Genomic DNA, 26,380 nt, shown 5'->3' on the forward strand with positions numbered 1-26,380 from the left:
AATCATGCCGTGCGGCGCAGTATCAGCAGATGGCGTTGGCCTTGGCAACCAGGTACGGCCAGGGCGTGTTCGCTATCGAGGTGGAAGTCTGCCGGCAATGCTACCAGCTCATCGGCCGGATGAACGCCCTTCATTGCCAGCCAGCGTGTATCGGCATCGCCGAGGTGGCGAGTCCAGTTGCTGAAGTTTTCCATGCTGCTGAAAGCCCGGGAAATAATCCCGTTGAAGAGCTGTGCAGGCTGGAAGGCTTCGACGCGACTGTGGATAACTTGCAGGTTATCCAGTTTGAGTTCGAGTTTGACCTGGGTCAGGAAGCGGGTTTTCTTGCCATTGCTGTCCAGGCAAGTCACTTGTGACTCTGGAAACAGGATGGCCAGCGGAATCCCCGGCATACCACCACCGCTGCCAACGTCCAGCCAGCGGCCGTTTTCGACAAACGACATCACGCTCAGACTGTCGAGCAGGTGACGGGAAACCATTTCGTCCGGATCACGCACGGCGGTCAGGTTGTAAGCCTTGTTCCATTTGATCAACAGGGCCAGATAACCCAGCAGCTGCGCGTGCTGGGTTTCTGTCAGTGTGACACCGAGCTGGCGAGCACCTGTGGATAACTCTTCGGCGTGTTGCGAGGTGACCAACGAACTCAAGCGCTTTGCTCCAACTGACGGCCCGCGCCGCGTTTTTTCAAATGAATCATCAACAGCGAAATCGCTGCCGGGGTGACGCCCGGGATACGTGATGCCTGGCCCAATGTCTCTGGACGGGTCGCACCGAGCTTGCTCTGGATCTCTTTGGAGAGACCGGAAATGTTCGTGTAATCGATATCCACAGGCAGTTTTGTGTCTTCGCTGGCCCGCAGGCGAGCGATTTCATCCTGTTGACGATCGATGTACCCGGCGTACTTGGTCTTAATTTCGACCTGCTCGGCGACCTGTGGATCTTCTGCGCCTCCACCGGTGACGGCGATCAGACCAGCGTAGTCGATTTCCGGACGGCTCAGCAGGTTGAGCAAATTGTATTCGTGGGTCAGCGGTGTACCGAACTTCTCGGAAATCGCGTCGCCCTGCTCAGTCCCGGGACGGACCCAGGTGCTTTTCAGGCGTTGCTCTTCCAGATCGATACTTTCGCGTTTCTTGCAGAACGCCGCCCAGCGCGCGTCATCGACCAGACCCAGCTCGCGACCTTTTTCGGTCAAGCGCAGATCGGCGTTGTCTTCGCGCAGGATCAGACGGTACTCGGCACGGGAAGTGAACATCCGGTACGGCTCTTGAGTACCGAGGGTAATCAGGTCGTCGACCAATACGCCGATGTACGCCTCGTCACGGCGCGGGCACCAGGCGTCTTTGCCCTGTGCACGCAGGGCGGCGTTGGCTCCGGCCAGCAAACCCTGGGCGCCAGCTTCTTCGTAACCGGTGGTACCGTTGATTTGCCCGGCGAAAAACAGACCGCCAATGACTTTGGTTTCGAGGCTGTACTTCAGGTCACGCGGGTCGAAATAGTCGTATTCGATGGCATAGCCCGGACGCACGATGTGCGCGTTTTCCATGCCACGAATCGATTGCACGATCTGCAATTGCACGTCGAACGGCAAGGATGTGGATATCCCGTTCGGGTACAGCTCGTGGGTGGTCAAGCCTTCCGGTTCGATGAAGACCTGATGGCTTTCCTTGTCGGCAAAGCGATGGATCTTGTCTTCAATCGACGGGCAATAACGTGGGCCGATGCCTTCGATCTGCCCGGCATCGGAATACATCGGCGAACGATCAAGGTTGGCGGCAATGATTTCGTGGGTACGGGCGTTGGTGTGGGTAATCCAGCAGCTGACCTGTCTCGGATGCTGCTCTTTGGAGCCCATGAACGACATCACCGGGATCGGGGTATCGCCTGCTTGCTCGGTCATTACCGAGAAATCCACAGAACGACCATCGATACGTGGCGGTGTACCGGTTTTCAGGCGACCGACACGCAGCGGCAATTCACGCAGGCGGCGAGCCAGGGCAATCGATGGCGGATCGCCGGCGCGACCACCGGAATAATTCTGCATACCGATGTGGATAAGTCCGCCGAGGAAGGTGCCAGTGGTCAATACCACGGAATCTGCCAGGAAACGCAGGCCCATTTGGGTAACCACACCGCGCACTTGTTCCTGTTCGACGATCAGGTCATCAGCGGCTTGTTGAAATATCCACAGGTTGGGCTGGTTTTCCAATGTTTCGCGGACAGCGGCTTTGTACAGAATCCGGTCTGCCTGGGCGCGAGTTGCACGCACGGCCGGACCTTTGCGGCTGTTCAACACGCGAAATTGGATACCGCCCTTATCGGTTGCCATGGCCATCGCGCCGCCGAGGGCATCGATTTCCTTGACCAGGTGGCTTTTACCGATCCCACCAATGGCGGGGTTGCAACTCATGGCACCGAGGGTTTCCACGTTATGCGTCAGCAATAGGGTTTTTGCCCCCATGCGTGCTGACGCCAGTGCTGCCTCGGTACCGGCATGACCGCCGCCGATGACGATCACTTCAAAACGGGAAGGGAAATCCACCACGCACCTCGTGCCTGCTTCAGTCAGGTAATCAGGAATAGTTTGAGCTCAGGTTTCTATACCTGGTCGGCAAGTATAGGGACTTCGCCCTTCCTAAAGAACCCTTTGCACAAAATTTAACCAGCTGTGGAGAAATCGGGGTTATAGAAATTAAAAAGAGAGAAATTTATTAAATCTTTGTTTTTATGTTTATTTCTACTGAGGCTCCTTTCTGTGGATAGATCTCTACAGGCCTTTATATTCAATGTGTACAGAGCTTCAAAACCCTGTGGTCATGTGTCAATGAGGCCCTTGGATAACTGGTTTAAGCCTGTGGATGAAAGGGGTGGTTATCCACAGGGGCGGTTATCTTCAGTTTTGAGGCCCTGTTATCAACTGCCCTTAGTGGCAGTTACTCACAGGGCTTAATCCACAGAAAAGCGCTGATTGAGGGAATTGCAGGCACGGAAAATCCGCTCGAGCGGAAGGAATGTGCTCTGCATTGGATAAAAATTTAGACAAAGGGAGGAAACAGACAGGCTCGAATGGCCTGTCTGTGAATAACGAAGGGGCTATTTACCGATGCAGAAGCTGGAGAAAATGCGTCCCAGCAGGTCATCGGAGCTGAAGGCACCGGTGATTTCACCAAGAGAGTGCTGAGCTTGACGCAAATCTTCGGCCAGCAGTTCACCGGCCCCTGCCAGCGTTAACTGTGCACGGCCATGCTCAAGGGACGCGCTGGCATGTCGCAGCGCTTCAAGGTGACGCCTGCGAGCACTGAAGCTGCTTTCAGAGGTCTGCTCGTAGCCCATGCATGCCTTGAGATGCTCGCGTAGCAGTTCCAGACCCATGCCGGCGGATTTCGCGCTGAGGCTGATCGTGACATGGCCATCGTCACTGACTTCCAGGGCAATCGCTTCCCCGGTAAGGTCCGCTTTATTGCGAATCAGTGTGACTTTGGATGGATCCGGGCGGATTTCAAGGAATTCCGGCCATAAAGCGAATGGATCAAGTGCCTCGGGAGCGGTTGCATCAACCACCAGCAGCACCCGATCAGCCTCGCCAATGGCTTTCAACGCCCGTTCGACCCCTATCTTTTCCACCTGGTCATCGGTATCACGCAGGCCTGCAGTGTCGACCACGTGCAGCGGCATGCCATCGATGTGGATATGTTCGCGAAGAATGTCACGGGTGGTGCCGGCAATCTCGGTGACGATCGCAGCTTCCCGACCGGCCAATGCATTCAGCAGGCTGGATTTACCGGCGTTCGGACGGCCGGCAATGACCACCGTCATCCCGTCACGCAACAAGGCACCTTGCCCGGCTTCGCGAAGCACTGTGGATAATTCATCACGCACTTTGTCGAGCATGGCCAGTACGTGACCGTCCGCAAGGAAATCGATTTCTTCTTCCGGAAAATCGATCGCCGCCTCGACGTAGATGCGCAGGCCAATCAGTTGTTCGGTGAGGTTATGCACACGTTGGGAAAATGCTCCCTGCAATGAACGCAGCGCGTTGCGTGCGGCCTGTGCAGAACTTGCCTCGATCAAGTCGGCGATAGCTTCCGCCTGGGCCAGATCGAGTTTGTCATTGAGGAACGCACGCTCACTGAATTCACCCGGACGGGCGAGACGACAGCCCAGTTCCAGGCAACGCTTGAGCAACATGTCCAGCACGATCGGACCGCCGTGCCCCTGCAGTTCAAGCACGTCTTCGCCGGTGAAGGAGTTCGGTCCCGGGAAATACAACGCGATGCCTTCGTCCAGTACCTCTTCGTTTTCACTGAGAAACGGGCCGTAATGGGCAAATCGGGGTTTGAGTTCGCGACCGCTGATCGCCTTGGCGGCAACACTCGCCAACGGTCCGGAAATACGGACGATGCCCACACCCCCGCGACCTTGAGCGGTGGCGACGGCTGCAATGGTTTCACGAGGAACGCTCATAAACCGGTATCCAGACAAAAGTGACAGATAGCAAAACGCCCCACTAGGGGGCGTTTTGAGTGGTTATCCACAGTGTAAATCAGGCAGCTGCTTTGGTAGCCGCTTCAATTTTACGAGTGATGTACCACTGTTGGGTGATAGACAGGCAGTTGTTCACTACCCAGTACAGCACCAGACCTGCCGGGAACCACAGGAAGAAGAAGGTGAAGATGATTGGCATCAGCTTCATCACCTTGGCCTGCATCGGATCCGGAGGTGTAGGGTTCAACTGCTGCTGGATGAACATGGTTGCACCCATGATGATCGGCAGAATGAAGAACGGATCCTTGATCGACAGGTCAGTAATCCACAGCATGAACGGCGCTTGGCGCATTTCAACGCTTTCCAGCAGAACCCAGTACAACGAAAGGAAAACCGGCATCTGCACGAGGATTGGCAAGCAACCACCCAGCGGATTGATCTTCTCTTTCTTGTACAGCTCCATCATGGATTGCGACATTTTCTGCCGGTCGTCGCCATGTTGCTCTTTCAGCGCGGCCAGTTTCGGTGCCACTGCACGCATGCGGGCCATCGATTTGTAGCTGGCAGCCGACAGCGGGAAGAAAAGCCCTTTGATCAGCATGGTCAGGAAGATGATCGACCAGCCCCAGTTACCGACCAGCGCGTGGATGTGTTGCAGCAGCCAGAAAATTGGCTGGGCAATGAACCACAGGATGCCGTAGTCGACGGTCAGTTCCAGACCTGGGGACAACTGTTTCAGCACAGCCTGGCTTTTCGGACCTGCGTACAGAACTGCGCTGGTCTCGGCCTTCGCACCTGGCGCAACAGTAATTGCTGGCGCGGTGTAGCCGATGATGTAGTTGCCCTTGCCATCTTTACGAGCAACTACCGCATTGTTCTGACCAGGCTGAGGAATCCACGCGGTTACAAAATAGTGCTGCAACCATGCAACCCAGCCGCCATTCACGTTATAGGTGATTGGTGGCTTGGTTTTGTCTTCGGTCACCTTGTCCATGTCCTTCATGGACACTTTCTTGTACGGCTCGTTACTTGTCCACAGGGCAGCGCCCAGGTAAGTCGCGGTACCGGTGGCAGTGCTGGACGATGGATCGGCGCTGGCGTCACGCTTCAATTGAGCGAACATCGCACCGGACCAAGGCTTGGCGCTTTCGTTGTCGATCAAGTAGGTAACGGTTACGTCATACAGGCCACGTTTCACGGTGAAACGCTTGATGTAGTTGACGCCGTCCTTGCTGAACTTCAGGTCCACGACCAATTGGTCCTGACCGTCAGCCAGTTGGTAGATCTTCTTCTCCGAGGAGTAAACCGGACGACCGGCAGGACTTGCGTCCGGACCATCGGTACCGATCAAACCGCTCTGGGCCAGATAAGTCCGCTCGTTGCCGTTATCGAACAACTGGAATGGAATTTCCGGATGGTCCTGGCGACGTGGATACAGCGGCAGCGTCAGCTGGGCAACATCACCACCTTGTGGATCGATAGCCAGGTTGAGCACATCCGTTTTGATCTGGATGAGGTCTTTGCTCGCAGCTACCGATGTTTCAGCAGGTGCAGTCGCACTGGTATCGCTTGCGGCGCGTGGAATGTCGTCACTGACAGAAGCATTATTGCCAGTCGCCGTGTCCGGTAGGCCCGGTGCGGAAGTACTGGAAGCAACATTCTGAGTCGGCAGGGCAGCCTGGCCATAGTCCTGGTTCCATTTAAGGACCATAACATAGGACACGATTGCCAGGGCGACGATCAGGATCGTGCGTTTGATATCCATGATTACTCGGCCATCGAAGAAGAACGGGAGGTAGGGATAGATGGAACCGGGTCATAACCACCGGGATTCCACGGATGACAGCGACCTAAACGACGAAAGGCCAGCCAGCCACCGCGCAGAAGACCATGATTTTCTATGGCCTCTAACGCGTAGCAGGAACAACTGGGGTAGAAGCGACAGTGGTTGGCCATCAGGGGACTAATGGCATAGCGATAAAACTGGATCGGAACGAGGGCCAGTTTACGCATCGGGACTGTCTACCCCTACAGTTTCGGTGTTGACTGCTGGTACCGGCTTGCTACGTGCCAGACGCTTCCAGAGCTTGCCGAAATGCTGAATCAATTCGGGGTTTTCTACGTCACCCAAACCTTTGCGCGCGACGATTACGATGTCCCAACCGACCAGTGAATCCTGGTTCAGGCGAAACGATTCGCGCATCAGACGTTTGAGGCGATTGCGCTCGACGGAGAGCTTTACGCTCTTTTTCCCGATAACCAGCCCTAGACGGGGGTGATCGAGATCGTTGTTGCGCGCAAGGAGCAGGAGATTTTTCCCCGGAACCTTGCCGGTAGGGGAGTCAAAGACTGCCTTGAAATGCCGGGGAGTAAGCAGACGCTTTTCCCGACTGAAGTCCTGACTCACCTCCAGTGCCGGATTATCAAACTGCCAGACGCGCACGACCTTTGGCGCGACGACGCGACAGGACGGCACGACCGTTCTTGGTAGCCATGCGAGCACGGAAACCGTGGGTACGAGCGCGTTTGATAGTGCTTGGTTGGAAAGTACGTTTCATTGTCGTGTTACCTGGTTCGTCCACAACGGGCCGGAATGGCCCCCGTTTTAAGAGACCGGGGATTCTAGAGAAAGCAAGCCTCTAGGTCAATTTCCAACCAACGTTTCCTTATAAATAGATCTCCAGGCGTTTTCTGGTTCGCACAGCCTTCGCTAGATATAGAAATAAAGAAGGAAGTTATTTAAAGCTTTTTTGTAAAGCTTATAAAAGCTAGGGACGCCGTCCTCTGTGGATAAGTAGCTTCAGCCCTTCTACTGTGCACTGTACAGAGAATGACAACTACAGTGGAAAACGGTGGTCAGCCTGTGCTGCGCTATCGGATAAGCTGTGTGTGGAACGGCCAGTTATCCACAGGCAGGTTATCCACCGAGTTTCGCCCCCACTTGTCCAGTGCCCTCATGGTCGGTTATCCACAGAGCTTATGCACATACCATTGGTCGCCTTTATGAGGGGTAACGCGTTGATAATTCATGGCCTGTGCGCAACCTGCATGTGGATAAGTGGACGTCTGGCCGCTACAATGGCCGCTTGTTTTTGCCTCACCGGCTTTCAACTTAGGGGATATCCGTGTCAGTGGAACTTTGGCAGCAGTGCGTGGAGCTTTTGCGCGATGAGCTGCCTGCCCAACAATTCAACACTTGGATCCGTCCACTACAGGTCGAAGCCGAAGGCGACGAGTTGCGTGTCTACGCACCGAATCGTTTTGTTCTCGACTGGGTCAACGAAAAGTACCTGGGCCGTGTCCTCGAACTGCTGGATGAGCATGGCAATGGCATGGCGCCTGCGCTTTCCTTATTAATAGGCAGCAAACGCAGTTCAGCACCGCGTGCGGCTCCAAATGCGCCGTTGGCCGCTGCTGCGTCCCAAGCTCAGGCGAGCCAAGCGCCAGTGAACGCTCCGGCGCCCGCCCCGGCGACGACACCGACCAAGCGCGCGACGCAAAAAGTTGCCGAGGTCAGTGAAGAGCCGTCGCGTGACAGCTTCGATCCGATGGCCGGGGCCAGTTCGCAACAGGCGCCGGTTCGCTCCGAGCAGCGCACCGTGCAGGTCGAGGGCGCGCTCAAGCACACCAGTTACCTGAACCGCACCTTCACCTTCGAAAACTTCGTCGAAGGTAAGTCCAACCAGTTGGCCCGGGCTGCGGCCTGGCAAGTGGCGGACAACCCGAAGCACGGTTACAACCCGCTCTTCCTTTATGGCGGCGTCGGCTTGGGTAAAACCCACTTGATGCACGCGGTGGGTAACCACCTATTAAAGAAGAACCCGAATGCCAAGGTGGTTTACCTGCATTCGGAGCGGTTCGTGGCCGACATGGTCAAGGCGCTGCAACTGAACGCAATCAACGAGTTCAAGCGCTTTTACCGTTCGGTGGATGCGTTGCTGATCGATGACATTCAGTTCTTTGCCCGCAAAGAGCGTTCCCAGGAAGAGTTTTTCCACACCTTCAACGCCCTGCTTGAAGGTGGTCAGCAGGTCATTCTCACCAGTGACCGCTATCCTAAAGAAATCGAAGGCCTTGAAGAGCGCCTCAAATCCCGCTTCGGCTGGGGCCTGACCGTAGCGGTCGAGCCGCCAGAGCTGGAAACCCGCGTAGCGATCCTGATGAAAAAGGCCGATCAGGCCAAAGTCGATCTGCCACACGATGCGGCGTTCTTTATCGCACAACGTATTCGCTCCAACGTCCGTGAGCTGGAAGGCGCGCTGAAACGCGTGATCGCCCACTCGCACTTCATGGGCCGCGACATCACCATCGAGTTGATTCGCGAATCCCTGAAGGACTTGTTGGCGCTGCAAGACAAACTGGTCTCTGTGGATAACATTCAGCGCACGGTCGCTGAGTACTACAAGATCAAGATTTCCGACCTGCTGTCCAAGCGTCGTTCGCGCTCGGTCGCACGTCCGCGTCAGGTTGCAATGGCGTTGTCCAAGGAGTTGACTAACCACAGCCTGCCGGAAATCGGCGATGTGTTTGGCGGCCGGGACCACACCACCGTTTTGCACGCTTGCCGCAAGATCAACGAACTTAAGGAATCCGACGCGGACATCCGCGAGGACTACAAGAACCTGCTGCGTACACTGACCACTTGATGAACACCAGCGCAGCTTATTAAGGCAAGGGACTAGACCATGCATTTCACCATTCAACGCGAAGCCCTGTTGAAACCCCTGCAACTGGTCGCAGGCGTCGTCGAGCGCCGCCAGACCTTGCCGGTGCTCTCCAACGTGCTGCTGGTTGTCGAAGGCCAGCAATTGTCGCTGACCGGTACCGACCTGGAAGTCGAGCTGGTCGGTCGTGTGCAACTCGAAGAGCCTGCGGACCCGGGCTCCATTACTGTGCCTGCGCGCAAGTTGATGGACATCTGCAAGAGCCTGCCGAACGACGCGCTGATCGACATCAAGGTCGACGAGCAGAAGCTGGTGGTGAAAGCCGGCCGTAGCCGCTTCACCCTGTCGACCCTGCCAGCCAACGATTTCCCGACCGTCGAAGAAGGTCCTGGCTCGCTGACCTGCAGCCTGGAGCAAAGCAAACTGCGTCGTCTGATCGAACGCACCAGCTTCGCCATGGCCCAGCAGGACGTACGTTATTACCTCAACGGTATGCTGCTGGAAGTCTCTGCCGGCATCATCCGTGCCGTGGCCACTGACGGGCACCGTCTGGCTATGTGCTCGATGCAGGCCGATATTGGTCAGCCGGATCGTCACCAGGTCATCGTGCCGCGCAAGGGTATCCTTGAACTGGCGCGCCTGCTGACCGAACCGGACGGCATTGTCAGCATTGTGCTGGGTCAGCATCATATCCGCGCGACCACCGGCGAATTCACCTTCACCTCGAAGCTGGTCGACGGCAAGTTCCCTGACTACGAGCGCGTTCTGCCTAAAGGCGGCGACAAACTGGTGCTGGGTGATCGTCAGGCATTACGTGAAGCATTCAGCCGTACCGCGATTCTCTCCAACGAGAAATACCGTGGTATTCGTCTGCAATTGGCCAACGGTCAGTTGAAGATCCAGGCGAACAACCCGGAGCAGGAAGAAGCTGAAGAAGAAGTTGGCGTCGAGTACAACGGCGGCAATCTGGAAATCGGCTTCAACGTCAGCTATCTGCTCGACGTGCTGGGTGTGATGACCACAGAGCAGGTTCGTTTGATCCTGTCCGACTCCAACAGCAGTGCGCTGGTGCAAGAGTCCGACAACGACGATTCGGCCTACGTTGTCATGCCGATGCGTCTGTAATCATGCTCAGCAGAAGCTAGATGTCCTTAAGTCGCGTCTCGGTCACCGCGGTGCGCAATCTGCACCCGGTGACCTTCTCCCCCTCCCCCCGAATCAACATTCTTTACGGCGCCAACGGCAGCGGCAAAACCAGTGTTCTGGAAGCCATCCACCTGCTGGGGCTTGCCCGTTCGTTTCGTAGCACCCGTCTGTTGCCGGTGATCCAGTACGAGCAGTTGGCGTGTACGGTGTTTGGTCAGGTGGAGTTGGCGGAAGGTGGGCACAGCGCCTTGGGAATCTCCCGCGACCGTCAGGGCGAATTTCAGATCCGTATCGATGGGCAGAACGCCCGCAGTGCGGCACAGCTGGCAGAAATCCTGCCGCTGCAGCTGATTAACCCTGACAGCTTTCGCTTGCTGGAAGGTGCACCCAAGATTCGCCGGCAGTTTCTCGACTGGGGCGTGTTCCACGTGGAACCGCGATTCATGTCAACTTGGCAGCGCTTGCAGAAGGCCCTGCGCCAGAGAAACTCTTGGCTGCGGCATGGTACACTTGACGCCGTTTCGCAAGCGGTTTGGGACAGGGAGTTGTGCCAGGCCAGCGCTGAAATTGATGAATACCGCCGCGCTTACATCAAAGCCTTGAAACCAGTCTTTGAACAAACCTTGAGCGAACTGGTTGAGCTTGAAGGTTTGACGCTCAGCTATTACCGAGGTTGGGACAAGGACCGAGAATTGAGCGCAGTGCTCGCCGGTTCCCTTCAGCGGGATCAGCAAATGGGGCACACCCAGGCCGGACCACAACGTGCTGATTTGCGTCTCAGATTGGGCGCACATAATGCCGCAGACATCTTGTCCCGCGGCCAGCAGAAGTTAGTGGTCTGTGCATTGCGGATTGCCCAGGGGCACCTGGTGAGCCAGGCCCGGCGCGGCCAGTGTATTTATCTGGTGGATGACCTGCCGTCCGAACTGGACGAGCACCACCGTCGCGCGCTTTGCCGCTTGCTGGAAGACTTACGCTGCCAGGTGTTTATCACCTGTGTAGATCACGAATTATTGAGGGAAGGCTGGCAGACGGAAACGCCAGTCGCTCTGTTCCACGTGGAACAGGGCCGTATCACCCAGACCCACGACCATCGGGAGTGAAGGCATTGAGCGAAGAAAATACGTACGACTCAACGAGCATTAAAGTGCTGAAAGGCCTGGATGCCGTACGCAAACGTCCCGGTATGTACATTGGTGACACCGACGATGGCAGCGGTCTGCACCACATGGTGTTCGAGGTGGTCGACAACTCGATCGACGAAGCACTGGCTGGCCATTGCGACGACATCAGCATCATCATCCACCCGGACGAATCCATCACCGTTCGCGACAACGGTCGTGGCATCCCGGTAGACGTGCACAAAGAAGAAGGCGTCTCGGCAGCTGAGGTCATCATGACCGTACTGCACGCCGGCGGTAAGTTCGACGATAACTCGTACAAGGTTTCTGGCGGTCTGCACGGTGTAGGTGTTTCGGTTGTTAACGCCCTGTCCGAAGAGCTGGTTCTGACCGTTCGCCGCAGTGGCAAGATCTGGGAACAGACCTACATCCACGGTGTACCGAAAGAGCCGATGAAAATCGTCGGCGAGAGCGAAACCACCGGTACCCAGATTCACTTCAAACCATCCGACCTGACCTTCAAGAATATCCATTTCAGCTGGGATATCCTGGCCAAGCGGATCCGCGAACTGTCCTTCCTCAACTCCGGCGTCGGCATCGTCCTCAAGGACGAGCGCAGCGGCAAGGAAGAGCTGTTCAAATACGAAGGCGGCCTGCGTGCGTTCGTTGAATACCTGAACACCAACAAGACTCCGGTCAACCAGGTGTTCCACTTCAACATCCAGCGTGAAGACGGCATCGGCGTGGAAATCGCCCTGCAGTGGAACGACAGCTTCAACGAGAACCTGTTGTGCTTCACCAACAACATTCCACAGCGCGATGGCGGCACTCACTTGGTGGGTTTCCGTTCCGCACTGACGCGTAACCTGAACACCTACATCGAAGCTGAAGGCCTGGCCAAGAAGCACAAGGTCGCCACCACTGGTGACGATGCCCGCGAAGGCCTGACCGCGATCATTTCGGTGAAAGTACCGGATCCGAAGTTCAGCTCGCAGACCAAAGACAAGCTGGTCTCTTCCGAAGTGAAGACCGCGGTCGAACAGGAAATGGGCAAGTACTTCTCCGACTTCCTGCTGGAAAACCCGAACGAAGCCAAGCTCGTCGTCGGCAAGATGATCGATGCTGCTCGTGCGCGGGAAGCGGCGCGTAAAGCCCGTGAGATGACCCGTCGTAAAGGCGCGCTGGATATTGCCGGCCTGCCGGGCAAACTGGCTGACTGCCAGGAAAAGGACCCTGCCCTTTCCGAACTGTACCTCGTGGAAGGTGACTCTGCTGGCGGCTCCGCCAAGCAGGGACGTAACCGTAAAACCCAGGCCATCCTGCCACTCAAAGGCAAGATCCTGAACGTTGAAAAAGCGCGATTCGACAAGATGATCTCTTCGCAAGAAGTGGGCACCTTGATCACCGCACTGGGCTGTGGCATTGGCCGCGACGAGTACAACATTGCGAAGCTGCGTTATCACAACATCATCATCATGACCGATGCTGACGTCGACGGTTCGCACATTCGTACCCTGCTGCTGACCTTTTTCTTCCGTCAGTTGCCTGAGCTGATCGAGCGCGGCTACATCTACATCGCCCAGCCACCGCTGTACAAGGTCAAGAAGGGCAAGCAAGAGCAATACATCAAAGACGACGACGCCATGGAAGAGTACATGACGCAGTCGGCCCTGGAAGACGCGAGCCTGCACCTGAACGAGGAAGCACCGGGGATCTCCGGCCCTGCCCTCGAGCGTCTGGTGAATGACTTCCGTCTGGTGATGAAGACCCTCAAGCGTCTGTCGCGCCTGTACCCACAGGAACTGACCGAACACTTCATCTACCTGCCTGCAGTGAGCATGGAGCAACTGTCCGATCACGCAGCGATGCAGGATTGGCTGGCTCAGTACGAAGTTCGTCTGCGCACTGTTGAGAAGTCCGGCCTGGTGTACAAAGCCAGCCTGCGTGAAGACCGTGAACGTAACGTCTGGCTGCCAGAGGTTGAGCTGATCTCCCATGGCCTGTCGAACTACGTCACCTTCAACCGCGACTTCTTTGGCAGCAATGACTACAAAACCGTGGTATCCCTCGGCGCTCAGTTGAGCACCTTGCTGGACGACGGCGCGTACATCCAGCGTGGCGAGCGCAAGAAGCCGGTCACCGAGTTCAAGGAAGCTCTTGAATGGCTGATGGCTGAAAGCACCAAGCGTCACACCATTCAGCGATACAAAGGTCTGGGCGAGATGAACCCGGATCAGCTGTGGGAAACCACCATGGACCCTAGCCAGCGCCGGATGCTCAAAGTGACCATCGAAGACGCCATCGGCGCAGACCAGATCTTCAACACCCTGATGGGTGATGCGGTCGAACCTCGTCGTGACTTCATCGAAAGCAACGCCTTGGCGGTTTCCAACCTGGACTTCTGATTCAGCGAAATCCTGCCAAACCCAAAAGGCCAACGCTCAGCGTTGGCCTTTTTTATTGCATCTCAGCCACCCCGTTAACAACCTGACACAGCCATTGTTCAGCCACTGAAACACAGCAATTTCGGGCATAAAAAAACCGGCTATATCAGCCGGTTTTTTTGCGCCCGAAAAAAACTTATGCACCTTTTTCGGAATTTTATCAGTTTAAGAAATATACATATAAATCATATGCTTACGAACTAAATAAGCCGCGTTTTGGAAAAACGGTACACAGGTTATCCACAGAATCTCAGACAGCGACCTGATCGTTGGCAGAGGGTGCTGCAGGGGCTGCTGGCAGCGAACCCATTTCCCGTTGCATCTGTTCGTTCCAGTGCTGCACACGGTCGTTCAGATCGGCAATGGCGCGCGGCCCGCTACCCTCGGCGTACATCGGTGCGCCAATGATCACGGTGATCACGCCCTGCTTCTTTGCCCAACCGGTTTTCGGCCAGAATTTGCCGGCATTGTGTGCAATCGGCAGCACTGGAAGTGCCGCGTTGACCGCCAACGCGGTGCCTCCGCGGGAGAACTTGCCGATGCTGCCAAAGGGAACGCGTGTCCCTTCCGGGAAAATCAGCACCCAAACACCATTCTTGAGCAATTCGTCACCCTTCTTGGCCACATGCTTTAGCGCAGCTTTCGGATTGTCGCGATCGATGGCGATCGGACGCAGCATGGCCATGGCCCAACCGAAGAACGGAACGTAGAGCAGTTCACGCTTCAGTACCTGGCTCAAAGGCTCGAAGTAGGCCGAGAGGAAGAACGTCTCCCAGGTGCTCTGGTGGTTCGACTGAATCACACAGGGCTGGTCTGGCACGTTCTCCGCGCCCTTCACTTCGTAGCTGATGCCCAGAAAGACTTTGCTCAGCCACAAGGCGCAACGGCACCAATAAACATTGATAAAGCGATACCGCGCCTTGAACGGCAGAAAAGGCGCGATGAAAAAGCTCAGGCTGCACCAAAGCAAGGAGCTGGTGCCCAGCAGCAGGTAAAAGAGGAAGGTTCTGATGGCCTGCAGTATCGACATGGCGACATTTACCGTGCGGGCTCTGCCCGTCTATATAAAGCGCACTCCCGATCAATCCTTGGTCAGGAAATTCGAAAGCGCTCTAATTGTGGATAAGTTCTGCGGCAATCGCCGCAAGATCGTCAAAAATCAAGGTGCCCACCGGCAGGGTCTTGCCCAAAGTCTTTTCGCCTTTCCCGGTCTTTACCAAAACTGGCTGAGAATCGACGGCTTTGGCGGCTTCCAGGTCACCGAGCGTGTCGCCAACAAACCATAGATTAGTCAGCGAAACGTTGTAATGCGCGGCGATGGTTTTCAGCATCCCCGGTTTTGGCTTGCGGCAATCGCAGCCGTCGTCCGGCCCGTGCGGGCAATAGACGATCAGCCCGACCTCACCGCCCTGCTCCGCCACCAGCGAGCGAAGGCGCTCGTGCATGGCGTCCAGGGTGGCGATGTCGTAATAACCGCGAGCAATGCCCGACTGGTTGGTAGCTACCGCCACCGTCCAGCCGGCCTTGCTCAACTGCGCAATCGCCTCGATCGAGCCCGGGAGCGGAATCCACTCCTCCACCGACTTGATGTAAGCGTCGGAGTCGTAATTGATCACCCCGTCCCGATCGAGAATCAGCAGTTTCAACAGCAGCTCCTCAGCCCAGCATCGAAATGTCGGCGACGCCGAGGAACAGCCCACGCAGACGCGCCAGCAATGCATAGCGGTTGGCGCGGACCTTGGCATCTTCAGCGTTGACCATCACGGCCTCGAAGAATGCATCCACCGGCTCGCGCAGGGCAGCCAGACGAGCCAGCGATTCACGGTACTGACGCGCAGCGGCCATCGGCTGTACAGCCTGGTCAGCCTGCTGGATCGCCGAGTACAGGGAGAACTCGTTGGCATTGTCGAAGTACTTGGCTTCCACGACCGACGGAACAGAGCCTTCGACCTTGCTCAGCAAGTTCGACACGCGCTTGTTCACTGCGGCCAGGGCAGCGGCTTCCGGCAACTTGCGGAATGCTTCCACCGCTTGTACGCGTTGGTCGAAGTCCAGCGCCGAACCCGGCTTCAGGGCACGTACCGACAGGTAAGTGCCGACGTCCACGCCTTCGTCTTCATAACGGGCACGCAGACGATCGAAGATGAATTCCAGCACCGCGTCATTCAGACCGGCAGCTTTCACCTTGGTACCGAACGCATTCACGGCAAACGCCACGGCATCGTTGAGGTCGAGGTCGAGCTTCTTGTCGATCAGGATGCGCAACACGCCGAGTGCGGCACGGCGCAGTGCATACGGGTCTTTGCTGCCGGTTGGCAACATGCCAATGCCGAAAATCCCGACCAGGGTGTCGAGCTTGTCGGCGATGGCCACGGCCGCACCGGTCAGGGTGGTCGGCAGTTCAGCGCCGGCACCGCGCGGCATGTATTGCTCGTTTAGCGCCAGAGCGACATCTTCCGGCTCGCCATCGTTGAGGGCGTAGTAGTAACCGGCGACGCCTTGCATCTCCGGGAACTCACCAACCATCTCGGTCGCCAGGTCGCACTTGGACAGCAGGCCGGCACGGGAAGCCCAGGCTGCGTTGCCGCCAATGCGTTGCGCAATGAACGCGGCCAGTTTGGAAACGCGCTCGGCCTTGTCGTAGACGCTGCCGAGTTTTTCCTGGAACACCACGTTCTGCAGGCGCAGGTTGAAGTCTTCGAGTTTCTGCTTCTTGTCTTGCTTGAAGAAGAACTCGGCGTCGGTCAGGCGTGGGCGAACCACTTTCTCGTTACCGGCGATGATCTGCTGCGGGTCTTTGCTTTCGATGTTGGCCACGGTAATGAAACGTGGCAGCAATTTGCCGTCGGCATCCAGCAGGCAGAAATACTTCTGGTTGTCCTGCATGGTGGTGATCAGGGCTTCTTGCGGCACGTCGAGGAAACGTTCCTCGAACGAGCACACCAGCGGCACCGGCCATTCAACCAGCGCAGTCACTTCGTCGAGCAAGGCAGGCGGAACGATTGCAGTACCTTCCTGCATCGTCGCCAGCTCTTCGGTGCGCTTGCTGATCAGCGCGCGACGCTCGTTGGCGTCGGCCAGCACGTAAGCGCCACGCAGGTCGGCCAGGTAGTTGGCCGGCGAAGTGATGCGCACACTTTCCGGGTGATGGAAACGGTGACCACGGGAATCACGGCCAGCCTTCTGGGCAAGGATGGTGCAGTCGATGACCTGGTCACCGAGCAGCATGACCAGCCATTGGGTTGGGCGAACGAATTCTTCCTTGCGAGCACCCCAGCGCATGCGCTTGGGAATCGGCAGGTCGTTCAGGGAATCTTCGACGATGGTCGGCAGCAGGCTCGCGGTCGGTTTGCCCGCGATGCTTTGGCTGTAGCGCAGTTTCGGGCCGCTCTGATCGATTTCGCTCAGGTCGACGCCGCACTTCTTGGCAAAACCCAGTGCCGCTTGAGTCGGATTGCCTTCGGCATCGAACGCGGCCTGACGTGGCGGGCCGTCGAGGTTGATGCTGCGATCCGGCTGGTGGGTGGCCAGCGAAGTGATCAGCACAGCCAGACGACGCGGCGCGGCGTAGACGGTTTTGGTTTCGTAGTTCAGGCCGGCGGCCTGCAAGCCCTTGTCGATACCGGCCAGGAACGCGTCGGCCAGGGTGTTCAGGGCTTTGGGTGGCAGTTCTTCGGTGCCCAGTTCAACCAGAAAATCTTGAGCACTCATTGTGCAGCCTCCAGCTTGGCCAGTACTTCATCACGCAGGTCCGGGGTCGCCATCGGGAAGCCCAGCTTGGCGCGAGCCAGCAGGTAGGCTTGCGCAACGGAACGCGCCAGGGTGCGCACACGCAGGATGTATTGCTGACGCGCGGTCACCGAGATTGCCCGGCGTGCATCCAGCAGGTTGAAGGTATGGGATGCCTTCAACACCATTTCATAGCTTGGCAATGGCAGCGGCTGGTCGAGTTCGATCAGGCGCTTGGCTTCGCTTTCGTAGAAATCGAACAGTTCGAACAGCTTCTCGACGTTGGCGTGTTCGAAGTTGTAGGTCGACTGCTCCACTTCGTTCTGGTGGAACACGTCGCCGTAGGTCACTTTACCGAACGGACCGTCCGCCCAGACCAGGTCGTAGACCGAGTCCACGCCTTGCAGGTACATCGCCAGACGTTCCAGGCCATAAGTGATCTCGCCGGTCACCGGGTAGCACTCGATCCCGCCCGCTTGCTGGAAGTAAGTGAACTGCGTCACTTCCATGCCGTTGAGCCAGACTTCCCAGCCCAGACCCCAGGCGCCCAGTGTCGGCGATTCCCAGTTGTCTTCGACGAAGCGAATGTCGTGGACCAGCGGGTCCAGGCCGACATGCTTGAGGGAGCCCAGGTACAGTTCCTGGAAATTGTCCGGGTTCGGCTTCAGGACAACCTGAAACTGGTAGTAATGCTGCAGACGGTTCGGGTTTTCGCCGTAGCGGCCGTCAGTCGGGCGACGACTGGGCTGCACATAAGCGGCGTTCCAGGTTTCCGGGCCGATGGCGCGCAGAAACGTGGCAGTGTGGAAAGTACCGGCGCCTACTTCCATATCGTAGGGCTGAAGTACCACGCAACCTTGCTCGGCCCAGTATTGCTGGAGGGCGAGGATCAAGTCTTGGAAGGTACGCACGGCTGGCGTAGGCTGGCTCACGAAATTCACCTGTTTCTTGGGCTGCGATTTAAAGAGCGGGAGTATACCCGATTCATTGCTGCGCACGCCCCCTGGAGCCTTATGCCACGCTGCTTTTGGTGTTCCGAAGATCCGCTGTACATGGCTTATCACGACCAGGAGTGGGGCGCGCCGCTACGCGATGCGCAGGGATTGTTCGAGTTGCTTTTGCTCGAAGGGTTCCAGGCCGGCCTCTCGTGGATCACCGTGCTGCGTAAACGTGAGCGTTATCGCGAGGTGCTGTTCGGCTTCGACGTACAACGCATAGCGCAGATGAGCGACGCGGAAATCGATGAATTGATGCTCGATCCGGGCATCATTCGCAATCGCCTGAAACTCAACGCCGCCCGGCGCAACGCCCAGGCCTGGCTGACGCTGGAAGACCCGGTGGAGTTTCTCTGGTCTTTCGTTGGAGGTACTCCTGTGATCAATCATTTCAAGGATCGCACCGAGGTACCGGCGATCACGCCAGTTGCCGTGGAGATGAGCAAGGGCTTGAAAAAGGCCGGTTTCACCTTCGTCGGCCCGACGATTTGCTACGCGCTGATGCAGGCCTCGGGCATGGTCATGGACCACACGCAAGACTGCGACCGCTACGCTCAGCTCGCCAACGGCGGTTAGAATAGCCGCCTCGCGCACAGCACAAGATCAGGAGTGACCTGTGGATAAGTTTAAAGGCGCCTTGCTGGTAGGCGCTCTGCGGCTGTTTGCCTTGCTTCCGTGGCGGGCAGTGCAAGCCGTGGGCTCGGCCATTGGCTGGGTCATGTGGAAAACACCTAACCGTTCCCGCGACGTGGTGCGGATCAACCTTTCCAAGTGCTTTCCCGAGATGGACCCGGCCGAACGTGAGCGCCTGGTGGGCCAGAGCCTGAAAGACATTGGCAAGTCGTTGACTGAAAGCGCCTGTGCGTGGATCTGGCCGGCCCAGCGTTCAATCGACCTGGTGCGCGAAGTCGAAGGCCTCGACGTGTTGAAAGACGCGCTTGCTTCCGGCAAAGGCGTCGTCGGCATCACCAGCCACCTGGGCAACTGGGAAGTGTTGAACCACTTCTATTGCAGCCAGTGCAAACCGATCATCTTCTATCGTCCGCCCAAGCTTAAGGCGGTGGATGATTTGCTGCGCAAGCAACGTGTCCAATTGGGCAACCGGGTGGCCGCCTCGACCAAGGAAGGCATCCTCAGCGTTATCAAGGAAGTGCGCAAAGGTGGTGCGGTCGGCATTCCGGCTGACCCGGAACCGGCCGAATCCGCCGGGATCTTTGTACCGTTCTTCGCCACGCAGGCGCTGACCAGTAAATTCGTGCCAAACATGCTCGCTGGCGGTAAAGCCGTCGGTGTGTTCCTGCATGCGCTGCGGTTGCCGGACGGTTCCGGTTACAAAGTGATCCTCGAAGCCGCGCCAGAGGCCATGTACAGCACGGATACCGAAACCTCCTGCGCCGCCATGAGCCAGGTCGTGGAGCGTTATGTACGGGCCTATCCGAGCCAATACATGTGGAGCATGAAACGTTTCAAGAAACGTCCGCCAGGCGAAGAGCGCTGGTATTGACTCGATTGGCATGATCTGTGGATAACCTTGGGGCCAACGTTATCCACAACCGTTCATTCAAGGGCGCAAAAGATGTCCGAACTTCGCAAATCGTTTCGCATCAAGATCACTCACGAAAGCTTTGGCGAATGCCTCGGCCAGACCCGCAATCTTTCGGATACAGGCGTCTACGTCAGGCATCCGCGCTTGTCGTCGTTGTCCCGAGGCGCGGTGGTTTACGGTCAAGTGCAGGACTTACCCACAGGTGCTCCGCGGGTGCGTATGGAAGTGGTGCTGGTCGATGCCGATGGCATAGGCTTGCGCTATCTCTGATCAGTGCGACTGGCGTTCAAGCTTTTTCAGAAATACCGTCATCTCTTTCTCTGCTTGCTTGTCGCCATGGGCGCGGGCAGCTTCCAGACCCTGTTCCCATGCCTGACGCGCGGCCGCAAAGTCCGCGAGTGCGAGATGAGCCTTGCCCAATAGTTTCCAGGCCGCCGAATACTTCGGATCAAATTCGACGCAACGCGTGAAATGCTCGGCCGCTTTGGCGTTTTCCCCAAGATCCAGGTAACCCTTGCCCAGGCCGAAGCGCAGCAATGAGTTATCCACACCCTTGGCAAGCATTTTTTCCAGGGATTCGAGCATTGGGTGGACTCCTTCTAGAGGTTGGTCAGCTTCAAGATAGCCATCGCGAGCAGGCTCACTCCCACAGTGGATTTTTGCCGGACACAAGATCTGTATTCACTGAAGAAATACTGTGGGAGTGAGCCTGCTCGCGATGAGGCCAGACCGGCCGCCGCAGCTTCTGGATCAGAAGAAGCTCAACCCCACATGAAACAGCTTTTCCACATCCCGAATATGCTTCTTATCCACAAGGAACAGAATCACATGGTCGCCCGCTGCGATCACCGTATCGTCGTGGGCAATGATCACTTCCTCATCGCGAATGATCGCGCCAATCGTCGTACCCGGTGGCAAGCCGATGTTCTCGATGGCCTTGCCAATCACCTTGCTCGACTTCGCGTCACCATGGGCAATCGCCTCAATGGCCTCGGCCGCGCCGCGGCGCAGTGAGTGCACGCTGACGATATCGCCGCGGCGCACGTGGGCCAGCAGGGTGCCGATGGTCGCCAGTTGCGGGCTGATGGCAATGTCGATGTCACCGCCCTGAATCAAATCAACGTACGCCGGGTTGTTGATGATCGTCATCACCTTCTTCGCGCCAAGGCGCTTGGCCAGCAGCGAAGACATGATGTTGGCTTCGTCATCGTTGGTCAGGGCCAGGAAGATGTCGGCGTCGGCAATGTTCTCTTCCATCAGCAAGTCACGGTCTGAGGCGCTGCCCTGCAATACCACGGTGCTGTCGAGGGTGTCCGAGAGATGGCGGCAGCGTGCCGGGTTCATCTCGATGATCTTGACCTGGTAGCGACTTTCGATCGCCTCGGCCAGACGCTCACCAATCTGCCCGCCGCCGGCGATGACGATACGTTTGTACGTTTCATCCAGACGGCGCATTTCGCTCATCACTGCGCGAATATTCGCTTTGGCGGCAATGAAAAACACTTCGTCGTCGGCCTCGATGACGGTATCGCCCTGAGGCAAAATCGGCCGATCACGACGAAAAATCGCCGCTACACGGGTTTCAACGTTTGGCATGTGCTCGCGCAACTGACGCAGTTGCTGACCCACCAGCGGTCCGCCGTAGTACGCCTTCACGGCCACCAATTGTGCTTTGCCTTCGGCGAAGTCGATCACCTGCAAGGCGCCCGGATGCTGGATCAGACGCTTGATGTAGTTGGTGACCACTTGTTCCGGACTGATCAGCACGTCCACCGGAATCGCGTCGTTATCGAACAACTCGGATCGCGTGAGATACGCCGCTTCGCGGACCCGGGCAATTTTTGTCGGGGTGTGGAACAGGGTGTGGGCGACCTGACAGGCGACCATGTTGGTTTCGTCGCTGTTGGTCACTGCCACCAGCATGTCGGCGTCATCCGCGCCGGCCTGGCGCAGCACCGTCGGCAACGAGCCGCGGCCCTGCACGGTGCGGATGTCCAGCCGATCACCGAGATCTCGCAGGCGATCGCCATCGGTGTCCACCACCGTGATGTCGTTGGCCTCGCTGGCCAAGTGTTCCGCCAACGAACCGCCGACCTGCCCTGCGCCGAGGATGATGATTTTCATCCAGTCACTCCCTTGGAATCCCGTTAACCGCGCGCGGCGGCGATCTTGATCAGCTTGGCGTAGTAGAAACCGTCGTGGCCACCTTCCTGGGCCAGCAACTGGCGACCGTGCGGCTGCTTGATGCCGGCCGTTGTGGCGAGGTCCAGTTCACGGGCACCCGGCGTGCGAGCGAGGAACGCTTCGATGACCTCGGTGTTCTCGGTCGGCAGCGTGGAGCAGGTGGCGTAAAGCAGAATCCCGCCGACTTCCAGAGTTATCCACAGGGCGTCGAGCAGCTCCCCTTGCAGCACCGCCAATGCGGCGATGTCGTCGGGTTGGCGTGTCAGCTTGATGTCCGGGTGACGACGGATTACGCCGGTGGCTGAGCACGGCGCGTCGAGCAAGATGCGTTGAAACGGTTTGCCGTCCCACCAGGTGGCGGTGTCGCGGCCATCGGCGGCGATCAGGTCGGCGCTCAGGCCAAGGCGCGCAAGGTTCTCGCGCACTCGCACCAGACGCTTGGCTTCCAGGTCCACCGCCACGACGCCCGCCAGTTTTGGCTCGGCCTCGAGAATGTGGCAGGTTTTGCCGCCTGGCGCGCAGCAGGCGTCCAGCACCCGTTGGCCTGGCGCCAGGTCGAGCAGGTCAGCGGCCAGTTGCGCCGCTTCGTCCTGCACACTGATCCAGCCTTCGGCGAAGCCCGGCAAGCTGCGCACGTCGGTCGCTGCTTCTAGGATGATGCCGTCCCGGCTGTAAATGCACGGCGTGGCGGCGATGCCGGCTTGGGTTAGCAGCCCCAGATACGCATCGCGTGAATGATGGCGACGGTTGACCCGCAGAATCATCGGCGGATGTGCATTGTTCGCCGCGCAAATGGCTTCCCACTGCTCAGGCCAGAAGGCCTTCAGGGATTTCTGCAGCCAGCGTGGATGGGCAGTGCGCACCACCGGATCATGTTCCAGTTCGGCCAGCAGCGCTTCGCTTTCACGCTGGGCGCGGCGCAGCACGGCATTGAGCAAGGCCTTGGCCCAGGGTTTTTTCAGCTTGTCGGCGCAGCCTACGGTTTCGCCGATGGCGGCGTGGGCCGGAACGCGGGTGTAGAGCAATTGGTAGAGACCGACCAGCAACAACGCCTCGACATCGGCGTCCGCCGCCTTGAACGGCTTCTGCAGCAACTTGGCCGCCAGCGCCGACAAACGCGGTTGCCAGCGCGCGGTACCGAACGCCAGGTCCTGGGTGAAGCCGCGATCCCGGTCTTCAACCTTGTCCATTTGCGTCGGCAACGAACTGTTGAGGGATGCTTTACCGTTGAGCACAGCAGCCAGTGCCTTGGCGGCGGCCAGACGCGGGTTCATTGAGCGTCCGCCGTTTGGCCGAGCACGGTGCCGACGGCAAATTTCTCACGACGGCTGTTGAACAAGTCGCTGAAATTCAGCGCCTTGCCGCCGGGTAATTGCAAACGGGTCAGGCACAAAGCCCGCTCACCGCAGGCGACGATCAAGCCGTCCTTGCTGGCGCTGAGGATTTCCCCCGGTGCGCCCTGCCCTTCGGCAACGCTCGCGGCCAGCACTTTCAGGGCTTCGCCATTCAGCGTGCTGTGGGTGATCGGCCATGGATTGAAGGCACGGACCAGACGCTCCAACTCTACCGCCGGGCGGTTCCAGTCGATGCGTGCTTCGTCCTTGTTCAATTTGTGCGCGTAGGTGGCGAGGCTGTCGTCCTGCACTTCGCCTTTCAGCGTGCCGGCGGCGAGGCCGGCAATCGCCTGAATCACAGCCGGTGGGCCCATTTCGGCCAGACGGTCATGAAGGCTGCCGCCGGTGTCTTCAGCGGTGATCGGCGTGGTGACTTTGAGCAGCATCGGCCCGGTGTCCAGGCCCAGCTCCATGCGCATCACGGTCACGCCGCTTTCGCTATCGCCCGCTTCGACGGCGCGCTGGATCGGCGCCGCACCGCGCCAGCGCGGCAGCAACGAGGCATGGCTATTGATGCAACCCAGGCGCGGAATATCCAGCACTGCTTGCGGCAGGATCAGGCCGTAGGCGACCACCACCAGCAAGTCCGGCTTGAGTGCAGCCAATTCGGCTTGGGCGTCTTCGTTGCGCAGGGTGGGCGGTTGCAGCACCGGGATGTTGTTTTCCAGCGCGAGTTGCTTGACCGGGCTCGGCATCAGTTTTTGCCCGCGACCCGCCGGACGGTCCGGCTGGGTGTAGACCGCGACGATCTCGTAAGGGCTGTCGAGCAGGGCCTTGAGGTGTTCGGCGGCGAATTCCGGGGTGCCGGCAAAGACGATGCGCAGTGGCTCAGTCATGGGAGCAATCTCTGAAAAGAAAAAGGCTTGCCGCGGCAAGCCTTTGAAAGGAGGGCATCAAGCGTTCTGGCGATGGAGCTTTTCCAGTTTCTTCTTGATTCGGTCGCGTTTGAGGTTGGACAGGTAGTCGACGAACAATTTGCCATTCAGGTGGTCGCATTCGTGCTGGATGCACACCGCGAGCAGGCCTTCGGCGATCAGTTCGTAAGGCTGGCCGTCGCGATCCAGGGCCTTGACCTTGACCTTCTGCGGACGGTCGACGTTTTCGTAGAAACCCGGCACCGAGAGGCAGCCTTCCTGGTATTGCTCCATCTCGTCGGTCAGCGCTTCGAATTCGGGGTTGATGAACACCCGCGGTTCGCTGCGGTCTTCGGAGAGGTCCATCACGACGATACGTTTGTGCACGTTGACCTGGGTCGCGGCGAGGCCGATGCCTGGCGCTTCATACATTGTTTCAAACATATCATCGACCAACTGACGCACTTCGTCGTCCACTACGGTCACCGGTTTGGCGATCGTGCGCAGGCGCGAGTCGGGGAATTCGAGGATGTCTAAAATGGCCATAAGCTTAATTGCTGCACGTGTGAGGTAAAGTCGGGCGATGGCCTGGCGGGTCCGAAGATGCCGGCTACCGTTGTGAAGCGTAGCTCCCTGTTCTTTTCAGAATAGATGAGCGAGCCACGAGGGCTCTGGCGTTTCACGCGAACGCACATAATAAAGGGATTCACCGCATGAGGAAATCACTACTCGCCTTGCTCCTTCTGGCCTCGGCCGGTTTGGCGCACGGGCAGGTGCAACTCAAGGAAGGTTTTCCAGCGCAATACACGGTGGTCGCGGGGGACACACTCTGGGACATTTCGGGCAAATTTCTGCGAGAGCCATGGAAATGGCCAGAGTTGTGGCAGGCCAACCCGCAGATCGAAAACCCCAATCTCATCTATCCAGGCGATTCGTTGTCGCTGGTCTACGTCAATGGCCAGCCGCGCCTGACCCTCAACCGCGGCGCTTCCCGGGGCACTATCAAGCTCTCGCCTCGGGTACGCAGCGCGCCGGTGGCTGATGCAATCCCGAGCATTCCGCTGAAATCGATCAACAGTTTCTTGTTGAGCAACCGCATCGTCGACAAGGTCGAGGACTTCGACAAGGCGCCCTACATCGTCGCCGGAGATGCCGAACGCGTGCTCAGCGGCACCGGCGATCGCATCTTCGCCCGCGGCCATTTCGACCCGAACCAGCCGGTCTACGGCATCTTCCGTCAGGGCAAGGTCTATACCGATCCCGACAGCAAAGAGTTTCTGGGGATCAACGCCGACGACATCGGCGGCGGCGAGATTGTCGCCACCGAAGGTGACGTCGCCACCCTTGCGCTGCAACGCACGACCCAGGAAGTTCGACTGGGTGACCGTTTGTTCAGTGGGGAAGAGCGATCCATCAACTCGACCTTCATGCCCAGCGCGCCCAAGACGCCGGTCAACGGCTTGATTATCGATGTGCCGCGCGGGGTTACCCAGATTGGTGCGTTGGATGTTGTCACGTTGAACAAAGGCCAGCGCGATGGTCTGGTTGAAGGCAACGTGCTGGTGGTGATGAAAACCGGCGAAACCGTACGTGACCGGATCACCGGTCAACCGTTGAAAATTCCCGATGAGCGCGCGGGGTTGCTGATGGTTTTCCGCACCTACGACAAGCTTAGTTACGGTTTGGTACTCACCGCGTCGCGCTCCTTGGCCGTCATGGACAAGGTGCGAAATCCGTAAGCCTGCTCCACAAGTTACCAACAGAGTTATCCACAGCTTATTCCCGTTTGAACGGGGCTCATAACGATCAAGGATGATC

General features: G+C 57.9%; 24 protein-coding genes. 8 read left to right on the top strand and 16 right to left on the bottom strand.

Annotation, left to right across the window (positions count from 1 at the left end):
- Positions 1-2: 2 nt before the first annotated feature.
- The 7 genes from rsmG to rpmH all read right to left on the bottom strand — a co-directional run bounded on the left by rsmG (position 3) and on the right by rpmH (position 7,043).
- A complete protein-coding gene (gene rsmG / locus K5K95_RS08920; RefSeq protein WP_222589146.1) occupies positions 3-647 on the bottom strand; it encodes a 16S rRNA (guanine(527)-N(7))-methyltransferase RsmG in 645 nt (214 codons plus the stop codon).
- Positions 644-2,542 carry a tRNA uridine-5-carboxymethylaminomethyl(34) synthesis enzyme MnmG gene (mnmG, locus tag K5K95_RS08925; protein ID WP_222589147.1) on the bottom strand — a complete coding sequence of 633 codons (1,899 nt, stop codon included), beginning with the start codon at positions 2,540-2,542 and terminating at the stop codon, positions 644-646. The genes rsmG and mnmG overlap by 4 nt, the downstream gene beginning before the upstream one ends.
- A 551-nt stretch (positions 2,543-3,093) precedes the next feature.
- Positions 3,094-4,464, bottom strand: a complete 1,371-nt coding sequence (mnmE, locus tag K5K95_RS08930) for a tRNA uridine-5-carboxymethylaminomethyl(34) synthesis GTPase MnmE (protein WP_222589148.1) — start codon at positions 4,462-4,464, stop codon at positions 3,094-3,096.
- 79 nt (positions 4,465-4,543) lie between these two features.
- Positions 4,544-6,250 (bottom strand): membrane protein insertase YidC, encoded by a 1,707-nt coding sequence (gene yidC / locus K5K95_RS08935; protein ID WP_222589149.1) that lies wholly within the window; start codon positions 6,248-6,250, stop codon positions 4,544-4,546.
- Between the two features lie 2 nt (positions 6,251-6,252).
- Complete coding sequence (yidD, locus tag K5K95_RS08940) at positions 6,253-6,498, bottom strand: membrane protein insertion efficiency factor YidD (RefSeq protein ID WP_201115586.1); 246 nt, start codon at positions 6,496-6,498, stop codon at positions 6,253-6,255.
- Positions 6,491-6,892, bottom strand: coding sequence for a ribonuclease P protein component (gene rnpA, locus K5K95_RS08945; RefSeq protein ID WP_003187205.1), 402 nt, complete (start codon positions 6,890-6,892; stop codon positions 6,491-6,493). Before rnpA ends, yidD begins: the two co-directional genes overlap by 8 nt.
- 16 nt (positions 6,893-6,908) lie before the next feature.
- Positions 6,909-7,043 carry a 50S ribosomal protein L34 gene (gene rpmH, locus K5K95_RS08950; protein ID WP_003213577.1) on the bottom strand — a complete coding sequence of 45 codons (135 nt, stop codon included), beginning with the start codon at positions 7,041-7,043 and terminating at the stop codon, positions 6,909-6,911.
- Positions 7,044-7,610: 567 nt separating this feature from the next.
- Here rpmH and dnaA point away from each other — a divergent pair.
- Genes dnaA through gyrB form a run of 4 tightly spaced genes read left to right on the top strand, consistent with a single transcriptional unit; the run spans position 7,611 to position 13,821 of the window.
- Complete coding sequence (dnaA, locus tag K5K95_RS08955) at positions 7,611-9,131, top strand: chromosomal replication initiator protein DnaA (protein ID WP_222589150.1); 1,521 nt, start codon at positions 7,611-7,613, stop codon at positions 9,129-9,131.
- A gap of 39 nt (positions 9,132-9,170) precedes the next feature.
- On the top strand, positions 9,171-10,274 hold the full coding sequence (gene dnaN, locus K5K95_RS08960) for a DNA polymerase III subunit beta (RefSeq protein WP_017341709.1): 1,104 nt from the start codon (positions 9,171-9,173) through the stop codon (positions 10,272-10,274).
- 20 nt (positions 10,275-10,294) lie between these two features.
- Complete coding sequence (gene recF / locus K5K95_RS08965; protein ID WP_007969883.1) at positions 10,295-11,398, top strand: DNA replication/repair protein RecF; 1,104 nt, start codon at positions 10,295-10,297, stop codon at positions 11,396-11,398.
- A gap of 5 nt (positions 11,399-11,403) precedes the next feature.
- The gene (gene gyrB / locus K5K95_RS08970) at positions 11,404-13,821 is read left to right on the top strand and encodes a DNA topoisomerase (ATP-hydrolyzing) subunit B (RefSeq protein ID WP_222589151.1); all 2,418 of its coding nucleotides are present in this window, start codon (positions 11,404-11,406) and stop codon (positions 13,819-13,821) included.
- Between the two features lie 289 nt (positions 13,822-14,110).
- On the opposite strand, the gene K5K95_RS08975 is transcribed toward gyrB, so the two are convergent.
- The 4 genes from K5K95_RS08975 to glyQ form a co-directional block, all read right to left on the bottom strand.
- Positions 14,111-14,890, bottom strand: a complete 780-nt coding sequence (locus K5K95_RS08975; RefSeq protein ID WP_222589152.1) for a lysophospholipid acyltransferase family protein — start codon at positions 14,888-14,890, stop codon at positions 14,111-14,113.
- 82 nt (positions 14,891-14,972) lie between these two features.
- Positions 14,973-15,512: a D-glycero-beta-D-manno-heptose 1,7-bisphosphate 7-phosphatase gene (gene gmhB, locus K5K95_RS08980; protein ID WP_197281768.1), complete on the bottom strand. Its 540-nt coding sequence runs from the start codon at positions 15,510-15,512 to the stop codon at positions 14,973-14,975.
- Between the two features lie 4 nt (positions 15,513-15,516).
- Positions 15,517-17,571 (bottom strand): glycine--tRNA ligase subunit beta, encoded by a 2,055-nt coding sequence (gene glyS / locus K5K95_RS08985; RefSeq protein WP_222589153.1) that lies wholly within the window; start codon positions 17,569-17,571, stop codon positions 15,517-15,519.
- Complete coding sequence (gene glyQ / locus K5K95_RS08990) at positions 17,568-18,521, bottom strand: glycine--tRNA ligase subunit alpha (RefSeq protein ID WP_003213601.1); 954 nt, start codon at positions 18,519-18,521, stop codon at positions 17,568-17,570. The genes glyS and glyQ overlap by 4 nt, the downstream gene beginning before the upstream one ends.
- Before the next feature lie 81 nt (positions 18,522-18,602).
- Here glyQ and tag point away from each other — a divergent pair, with 81 nt between their 5' ends.
- The 3 genes from tag (at position 18,603) to K5K95_RS09005 (ending at position 20,400) form a co-directional block, all read left to right on the top strand.
- Positions 18,603-19,160 carry a DNA-3-methyladenine glycosylase I gene (gene tag, locus K5K95_RS08995; protein ID WP_222589154.1) on the top strand — a complete coding sequence of 186 codons (558 nt, stop codon included), beginning with the start codon at positions 18,603-18,605 and terminating at the stop codon, positions 19,158-19,160.
- 40 nt (positions 19,161-19,200) lie between these two features.
- On the top strand, positions 19,201-20,088 hold the full coding sequence (locus K5K95_RS09000; protein ID WP_090177553.1) for a lysophospholipid acyltransferase: 888 nt from the start codon (positions 19,201-19,203) through the stop codon (positions 20,086-20,088).
- A 72-nt stretch (positions 20,089-20,160) separates the two neighbouring features.
- Positions 20,161-20,400 carry a PilZ domain-containing protein gene (locus K5K95_RS09005; RefSeq protein WP_222589155.1) on the top strand — a complete coding sequence of 80 codons (240 nt, stop codon included), beginning with the start codon at positions 20,161-20,163 and terminating at the stop codon, positions 20,398-20,400.
- Here the strand turns inward: K5K95_RS09005 and K5K95_RS09010 are convergent, their stop codons facing one another.
- From K5K95_RS09010 to def, 5 genes are all read right to left on the bottom strand, one after another.
- Positions 20,401-20,715 carry a tetratricopeptide repeat protein gene (locus K5K95_RS09010; RefSeq protein WP_222589156.1) on the bottom strand — a complete coding sequence of 105 codons (315 nt, stop codon included), beginning with the start codon at positions 20,713-20,715 and terminating at the stop codon, positions 20,401-20,403. It lies immediately after the preceding gene.
- A gap of 165 nt (positions 20,716-20,880) precedes the next feature.
- Complete coding sequence (gene trkA / locus K5K95_RS09015) at positions 20,881-22,254, bottom strand: Trk system potassium transporter TrkA (RefSeq protein WP_208670713.1); 1,374 nt, start codon at positions 22,252-22,254, stop codon at positions 20,881-20,883.
- A gap of 23 nt (positions 22,255-22,277) precedes the next feature.
- A complete protein-coding gene (rsmB, locus tag K5K95_RS09020; RefSeq protein WP_222589157.1) occupies positions 22,278-23,588 on the bottom strand; it encodes a 16S rRNA (cytosine(967)-C(5))-methyltransferase RsmB in 1,311 nt (436 codons plus the stop codon).
- Positions 23,585-24,544: a methionyl-tRNA formyltransferase gene (gene fmt / locus K5K95_RS09025; RefSeq protein WP_222589158.1), complete on the bottom strand. Its 960-nt coding sequence runs from the start codon at positions 24,542-24,544 to the stop codon at positions 23,585-23,587. The genes rsmB and fmt overlap by 4 nt, the downstream gene beginning before the upstream one ends.
- Before the next feature lie 57 nt (positions 24,545-24,601).
- The gene (gene def, locus K5K95_RS09030) at positions 24,602-25,108 is read right to left on the bottom strand and encodes a peptide deformylase (RefSeq protein WP_090177534.1); all 507 of its coding nucleotides are present in this window, start codon (positions 25,106-25,108) and stop codon (positions 24,602-24,604) included.
- Between the two features lie 167 nt (positions 25,109-25,275).
- Between def and K5K95_RS09035 the strand changes: the two genes are divergently transcribed.
- Positions 25,276-26,301, top strand: coding sequence for a LysM peptidoglycan-binding domain-containing protein (locus tag K5K95_RS09035; RefSeq protein ID WP_222589159.1), 1,026 nt, complete (start codon positions 25,276-25,278; stop codon positions 26,299-26,301).
- The last annotated feature ends 79 nt before the right edge of the window (positions 26,302-26,380 follow it).

Source organism: Pseudomonas sp. DR48 (assembly GCF_019823085.1).
Classification (GTDB): Bacteria; Pseudomonadota; Gammaproteobacteria; order Pseudomonadales; family Pseudomonadaceae; genus Aquipseudomonas.

Coding starts and splice junctions, on each gene's coding strand:
- mnmE (WP_222589148.1), bottom strand. CDS start 4,464: ATGAGCGTTCCTCGTGAAACCATTGCAGCCGTCGCCACCGCTCAAGGT.
- yidC (WP_222589149.1), bottom strand. CDS start 6,250: ATGGATATCAAACGCACGATCCTGATCGTCGCCCTGGCAATCGTGTCC.
- yidD (WP_201115586.1), bottom strand. CDS start 6,498: ATGCGTAAACTGGCCCTCGTTCCGATCCAGTTTTATCGCTATGCCATT.
- rpmH (WP_003213577.1), bottom strand. CDS start 7,043: ATGAAACGTACTTTCCAACCAAGCACTATCAAACGCGCTCGTACCCAC.
- dnaN (WP_017341709.1), top strand. CDS start 9,171: ATGCATTTCACCATTCAACGCGAAGCCCTGTTGAAACCCCTGCAACTG.
- recF (WP_007969883.1), top strand. CDS start 10,295: ATGTCCTTAAGTCGCGTCTCGGTCACCGCGGTGCGCAATCTGCACCCG.
- K5K95_RS08975 (WP_222589152.1), bottom strand. CDS start 14,890: ATGTCGATACTGCAGGCCATCAGAACCTTCCTCTTTTACCTGCTGCTG.
- glyS (WP_222589153.1), bottom strand. CDS start 17,571: ATGAGTGCTCAAGATTTTCTGGTTGAACTGGGCACCGAAGAACTGCCA.
- tag (WP_222589154.1), top strand. CDS start 18,603: ATGCCACGCTGCTTTTGGTGTTCCGAAGATCCGCTGTACATGGCTTAT.
- K5K95_RS09005 (WP_222589155.1), top strand. CDS start 20,161: ATGTCCGAACTTCGCAAATCGTTTCGCATCAAGATCACTCACGAAAGC.
- K5K95_RS09010 (WP_222589156.1), bottom strand. CDS start 20,715: ATGCTCGAATCCCTGGAAAAAATGCTTGCCAAGGGTGTGGATAACTCA.
- trkA (WP_208670713.1), bottom strand. CDS start 22,254: ATGAAAATCATCATCCTCGGCGCAGGGCAGGTCGGCGGTTCGTTGGCG.
- rsmB (WP_222589157.1), bottom strand. CDS start 23,588: ATGAACCCGCGTCTGGCCGCCGCCAAGGCACTGGCTGCTGTGCTCAAC.
- fmt (WP_222589158.1), bottom strand. CDS start 24,544: ATGACTGAGCCACTGCGCATCGTCTTTGCCGGCACCCCGGAATTCGCC.
- def (WP_090177534.1), bottom strand. CDS start 25,108: ATGGCCATTTTAGACATCCTCGAATTCCCCGACTCGCGCCTGCGCACG.
- K5K95_RS09035 (WP_222589159.1), top strand. CDS start 25,276: ATGAGGAAATCACTACTCGCCTTGCTCCTTCTGGCCTCGGCCGGTTTG.